The sequence below is a fragment of the Corallococcus sp. CA047B genome (assembly GCF_003612065.1).
Classification (GTDB): Bacteria; Myxococcota; Myxococcia; order Myxococcales; family Myxococcaceae; genus Corallococcus; species Corallococcus praedator.
This window is the reverse complement of the sequence record NZ_RAWD01000451.1, coordinates 1-6,094: the sequence shown is the minus strand read 5'-3', so window position 1 is coordinate 6,094 and position 6,094 is coordinate 1. Positions and strand designations below refer to the sequence as shown.

General features: G+C 69.4%; 5 protein-coding genes and 1 pseudogene. All 6 read left to right on the top strand.

Annotated features, from left to right (window positions below; genetic code table 11):
* Positions 1–402: 402 nt before the first annotated feature.
* Positions 403–1,509: a DNA polymerase III subunit beta gene (gene dnaN, locus D7X74_RS38585; protein WP_120537956.1), complete on the top strand. Its 1,107-nt coding sequence runs from the start codon at positions 403–405 to the stop codon at positions 1,507–1,509.
* Between the two features lie 111 nt (positions 1,510–1,620).
* The gene (locus D7X74_RS38580; protein WP_120537955.1) at positions 1,621–2,811 is read left to right on the top strand and encodes a hypothetical protein; all 1,191 of its coding nucleotides are present in this window, start codon (positions 1,621–1,623) and stop codon (positions 2,809–2,811) included.
* Between the two features lie 66 nt (positions 2,812–2,877).
* Positions 2,878–3,612 (top strand): hypothetical protein, encoded by a 735-nt coding sequence (locus D7X74_RS38575; RefSeq protein WP_147446837.1) that lies wholly within the window; start codon positions 2,878–2,880, stop codon positions 3,610–3,612.
* Complete coding sequence (locus D7X74_RS38570; RefSeq protein WP_120537953.1) at positions 3,605–4,666, top strand: site-2 protease family protein; 1,062 nt, start codon at positions 3,605–3,607, stop codon at positions 4,664–4,666. The genes D7X74_RS38575 and D7X74_RS38570 overlap by 8 nt, the downstream gene beginning before the upstream one ends.
* 30 nt (positions 4,667–4,696) lie before the next feature.
* Complete coding sequence (locus D7X74_RS38565; RefSeq protein WP_147446836.1) at positions 4,697–5,149, top strand: hypothetical protein; 453 nt, start codon at positions 4,697–4,699, stop codon at positions 5,147–5,149.
* 208 nt (positions 5,150–5,357) lie between these two features.
* Positions 5,358–6,094: pseudogene (locus D7X74_RS38555) on the top strand (hypothetical protein); the annotation flags it as partial.

Below are 6,094 nucleotides of genomic sequence, written 5' to 3'. Positions count from 1 at the left end.
CGGTGGGGGAGGGCGGCTTGCTGCATGCCACGGGGCCGAGCACGAGCACGGCGGAGAGCAGCAGGGAGCGGACGTTCATGGCGACTCCGTTCAAGGGGGCGGCAGTGTCCTCCGCCGCCGGGCCGGGTTCCAGGACCTGGATGCGGTGATGAGCCCCAAAGGGGTCCTGCCTTACCGCCTGTTCAACGTCCGGGACACGCGGTCAGGTCCACTCTGCCCGGCCGGGCGCCCGCCGACCAGGGCGGCACAAGGGATTTTTCCGCTCTATCCCACCTGGACGCCCGGACAGGTCCGGGGCTTGGGACACGGGGGCTTCCAAGACGGTGGAAGCCCTATGGCGTTCGTTGTACACCCGCCCCGCGCAATCGGCCTTCCGGGCCGTGACCTGTAAGGACGCCCACGATGGAATTCCGCATCGCCTCCGACGAGCTGAAGAAGGCCCTCTATCGCGCCCAGGGCATCGTGGAGCGCAAGACGACGATGCCCATCCTCGCCAACGTGTTGCTCACGGCGAACAAGGGCAGCGTCACCGTCACGGCCTTCGACCTGGACATCGGCGTGGTGTCGGAGCACTCGGCGGACGTGTCCAAGCCGGGCGCGGTGACGCTGAGCGCGAAGTACGTCTTCGACATCGTGCAGAACCTCCCGGACGCGGAGGTGACGCTCAAGAAGCTGGCGAACAACTACGTCGACATCAGCTCCGGCTCCGCGCACTTCAAGATCGTCGGCATGGCCGCCGAGGAGTACCCGAAGCTGCCCAAGGAGGAGAACGCGCCGCTGGTGCAGATCTCCGGCAACGTCCTGCTGGAGATGATCAAGAAGACCCAGTTCGCCATCTCCAGCGATGAGACGCGCTACATCCTCAACGGCGTCTTCTTCGAGCCCCAGGCCAGCGGCAAGGTGCGCATGGTGGCCACCGACGGTCACCGCCTGTCGCTCATCGAGCGGGAGATGAAGGGCGACTTCAAGCTCAAGAGCGGCGTCATCATCCCGCGCAAGGGCTTGATGGAGCTCAAGCGCCTGCTGGATGAGGCGCCGGACGCCGAGTGCCACCTGGGCTTCGCGGAGAACTCCGCGCTGTTCAAGAAGCCGGGCCTCACCATGGTGATGCGCCTCATCGACGGGCAGTTCCCGGAGTACCAGCGCGTCATCCCGAAGGAGGGCGAGAAGGTCGTCCTCGTGCCGAAGACGCGCCTGCTGGAAGGCCTCAAGCGCATCGCGCTGTTGTCGGCGGACAAGAGCAACGCGATCCGCATCGGGCTGGAGAAGGGCAAGCTGCTCATCACCGCCAGCAACCCGGACCTGGGCGAGGCGCGCGACGCGCTGGACGTGGACTACCAGGGCAACGACATCACCATCGGCTTCAACGCGCGCTACCTGATGGACGTGCTGGGCGTCACCGACACGGACGAGGTCAGCTTCGAGCTGGGTGACGAGCACAGCCCGGGCGTGCTGCACGGTCCCGGCGACCGCAGCTTCACGGCCGTGGTCATGCCCATGCGCGTTTGAGCGGGGTCGGCGTCCACCTTCCCACGTCGTTCCGGTCGCACCGTTCCACGTCCGACGCTCCGCGCCATGGGGTGACCTGCGCCCGGCGCGCGGTCTCCTTATGATGGGAGCGTGGCGACCCGTCCGGATGACCTGAGAGCGCGGCTGGAGGACCGAGCGGACCTGCTGGAGGCCACGCGCCTTCGCTACCGCGCGCTGAAGGGCATCCTGGAGTCCTTCTTCTGGAAGGACCGGCTGCGCAACCACTTCGAGCTGCTGCGGGAGGTGGCCACGGTGCAGCCGGAGGTGGACGCGGCGCTCCAGGCGGTGAAGCGCCGTTCGGAGGCGGAAGGCTGGCCGCGCGACACGGGGCCCGTGAAGCTGATGCTGGACGTGTTCCGCCTGCGTGAAGCGGTGGACCGCGCGGCCCGGCGGAGGCTGTCAGCGAAGGACGGCGGACCGGACACGCTGGGGGAAGCGCTGCTGCTCCTGGAGACGGAGGTGCTGGACGCGGGGCCGCTGCTCGGGGGCCGCGTGTGGGCCCAGGCGGTGGAGCTGCTGCCGCGAAACCTGCCGGAGCTGCGGGCCGCGTGCGCCGCGGGCGAGGTGTTCGAGCGGGTCTTCAAGCGCCCCGTGTCGGAGGGCGCGCAGTCGTTCACCGAGGACGAGGCGCAAGAGCTGGCCCGGGCGCTGCCGCTGGGCGCCGCCTCGCTGGTGGCGCTGTGGGAGCGGTTGGAGCGCTACGACACGCGGGGCGGCATCCGGGACTTCCTCCAGCGCAGGATGCGCCGGGCCCCCATGCGGGTGCCGCGCAGCGGACCGGAGCTGCTGTTGCACGCGGCCTTCTGGCACGACGTGGCGAGGGTGCGGGTGCGCGCGGTGCTGGAGGCGGAGCTGTCGCCGGTGGTGCCGCGCGAGTCGGAGCTGCCCGCGCTCCTGTCGTGGCGAGCCGAACGCACCGCGAGGCCGGAGCTGCGGCTGGAGTCCGGGGACGCCTTCACGGAGGGGCGCGCGGGAGTCCTGGAGGCGGCGGCGGCGCTGGCGGACCTGTCACGGGCGCGTCCGTCGGGCGCGTGGAGCGAGGAGACGGCGTGGGCGCGGCTGGAGCAGGCGGCGCACCGGGCTCGGCGTGAGGAGGGGCCGGAGGTGGAGGCCCTGCGGGATGCGCTGCGCCTCTTCGTGCTGCTGCGGGGCCGGACGAGCACGCCGGCGCGGTTGTTCTCACCCGAGCGAGCGACGCCGGCCGCGTTGGGCGTGGGGACGGCGGGAGACCTGCTCGCGCTGGTGCAGGCCGCGAGACACGCGGCCCTGCGTCAGGGCTGAAAAGACAGACGTCGGCCCAGGGGGATTTGAGGGTGGCGGGAGCCTGCTGTTAGGTTGGGCGCGCCCATGACCTCACCTGTTTCTCCGCCGGCCTCCACCGATGCGCCTTTGCAGTTCGACCGTGCCGAGTTCACCGAGCCGCCCCCGGCGCCCCGGTGCACCGCCTGCCAGCGTGCCATCAAGCGCACCTACTTCGAGGTGAACAGCCACCTGCTGTGCCCGGAGTGCCGGGACACGGTGGAGGCGTCGATGACGGGCGGCTCGAAGTCGATGCGCTTCCTGAAGGCGACGGTGTTTGGCATTGGCGCGGGCATCGCAGGGGCGGCGGTGTATTACGGCGTGAGCCTGACGGGCTACAACATCGGCCTCATCGCGGTGCTGGTGGGCTGGATGGTGGGCACCGCCGTGTTCAAGGGCTCCGACGGGCGCGGAGGCGCGGGCTACCAGGTGCTCGCGATATTGCTGACGTACCTGTCGGTGGCGGGCTCGCTCGCGCCAGATGTCTACAAGGAGCTGACCGCGCAGCCCGTGGAGGCGGCGACGGGTGAGGCTCCAGCGGAAGGCGAGTCGTTGTCCCCGGAAGGCAACGTCGTCTTCGCGGGCATCATCTCCGTGGCGGCGCCCGTGCTCGTGGGCATCAACAGTCCGCTGTCGGGGCTCATCTACGGGTTCGCGCTGTACGAGGCCTGGCGGCGCACCAAGCGCTCCGAGCTGAACATCGCCGGCCCGTTCCAGTTGGCCGAGGCCTCCCCGGCCACAGAGGAAGCGGCGCCCGAGCGGCAGGAGCAGTCCGTTGGCTGAAGCGCTCGCAATCCCTGTCACGCAGCGCTGCGAGGGATGTGGTTCGGAGCTGGCGCCCCGGCTGCTCACGTGTCCGTCGTGCCGGAAGCTGGTGCATGGGCAGACGTTGAAGCAGCTCGCGGCGGACGCGCAGGCAGCGGCGGACCGGGGTGCGCCGACGGAGGCGCTGTCGCTGTGGCGTCAGGCGTTGGACCTGTTGCCGCAAGGCACGGCGCAGCACGCGCAGGTGCTGGCGCGGGTGGAGGGCTTGAGCCAGCAGGTGGATGCGCTGGGTTTGAAGGTGCCCCTGGCGGAGGCGGAGCGGAGTCGTTCCGGGATGCCCAAGGTGCTCGCGAGCATGGGCGCGCTGGGGCTCCTGTTGTGGAAGTTCAAGTTCGTGCTGGTGCTGCTGCTGGGCAAGGGGAAGCTGCTGCTGCTCGGGCTGACGAAGGCGAGCACGGTGTTCTCCATGCTGTTAGCGGCGGGCGTGTATTGGACGGCGTGGGGCTGGCCGTTCGCGCTGGGGCTGGTGGCGTGCATCTACGTGCATGAGATGGGGCACGTGGCGGCGCTGCGGAACTTTGGCATGCAGGCGAGCGCGCCCATGTTCATCCCGGGGCTTGGCGCGTTCGTGCGCCTGAAGCAGTCGCCGGTGGATGGGCGCGAGGACGCGCGCGTGGGATTGGCGGGGCCCATCTGGGGCAGCGCGGCGGCGGTGGCGGCGATGGTCGCGGCGCTCGTCACGGGATGGAAGGGATTGGGCGCCATCGCGCACGCGGCGGCGTGGCTCAACCTGTTCAACCTGTTGCCGGTGTGGCAGTTGGACGGTGGGCGCGGGTTCCGAGCGCTGGCACGCAAGCAGCGGTGGATGGCGGTGGGCGTGCTGGGCGCCACATGGTTCCTCACCGGGGAGAGCCTGCTGTTGCTCATCGGTGCGGCGGCGGCGTACCGGGCCTTCGCTTCGCCCGCGCCGGAGGAGGGCGATCAGCGCACGCTGGTGGAGTACAGCGTGCTGGTGGCGGGGTTGGGAGCCCTGGGACACGCGGCGAAGTTGTGGACGGGGGCGGCGCTGTAACCCAGTCACTCGAAGCCAGTGGACGACAGCATGAAACTCAGCGCTGAAGCCAGACTCCGCCGACTCCTCCGTGTCTTCGCCGAGACAGGCGGAGATGGCCCGCGGACCCGTGCCTTCGACAACCTTCCGGCGGACTCACGGGCGCACCTGCTGGAGTACGCGGCGCTGACCGCGGACGAACTGCCCGTCATCGCGTACTTCGGAAGTCCTGTGCACTGGGTGCTCATCACCACGGACCGCATCGTGATGGGGCGTCAGGCCGGGCTCCTGTCCATCCCCTGGGCCGACCTGGAGAACGCCACGACGGACACGGCGCACGTCCACGCCGCGTTCGCATCTGGCGCTGGCGGCAAGCTGTCCCTGAGCCGGCTCCGGCTCCAGCGTCGCGACGCCGAGGACATCGAGTTCGAGGTCGAAGCAGGGCCCGCGTTCTTCGGGCTCTGGAATGTCCTGAAGACGATCGCGTCCCTCCGGAAGGAGTGAGCCAGCAGCCCGCATGACGGAACTGGCCGGCCGTCGCATCTGTAGGACGAAGGGCCCCCTTCCGGCGGCGCTGTGCGCATCTTCTCCCTCCAGGTCACGGTCTGGGGCGCCGTAGCGCGTGTGGCGAATCAGCCGTCGGGTCAGACCGCCCTGTTAGTCCTTGTCTTCCGTGGCCGTGTGAAGGCTGTCACGGAAGACAGGGACGTCCATGAGGGGAAGCTGGGTCGCGGTTTCATGGTTGTTGGCATGGCCTGGAGTGGGGTGGGCGGAGACTCCGCTGGATTCAGGGGATGACTGGCATTACCTGACGCGGCTCGAAGGGACGACGCTGGCCCTGCATCGAAATGGCGCCGCGGAGCACGAAGGCTTCGCGCAAGTGGTTCCCACCCTGGTGGTGGACGGTGGGGCGGAGTTCGGCGTCAACCTGGGCGCTCCCGTGCGGCTGCGACTGTGGGGAGGCGGGAAGGGCGCGGGGCTCATCAGGACGGAGGATTGGGACAGTCTTTCGGACTGGGGACAGGTGGTGCGCGCTTTCAAGTGGGGCTCGGACGAGGCGCCATGGGGTGTGTGGGTGGGGGCCCTGGACAGCTACAGCCTTCTGTCCGCGCACCTGGTGCGGCGCTACTCCAACCGGAGCAATCCGGACTACCACCCGGCCGGTGGCTTCCTCACGGGAACGCTCGGCCCGCTTTATGTGGAAGCCTTCGCTTCGGATGTCCTCGGCGCGCGCTTGCTGGGTGCGGAGGCGGAGGTGGACCTGGAACACGTTCTCTTCGGCCAGCCGAGGCAAGCCGGGCGTTACACGCTCGCGGTGTCCGCTGTTCACGACGGAGGCAAGGGCGAGGGGACTTCGCCCGACGTCACGTTGGCCCACCTGGACGGAACGGCGGTGGTGTTGGTGCGTCCGGGCTTTGAACTGCACCTGTTCGCCGGTTGGGGTGGACG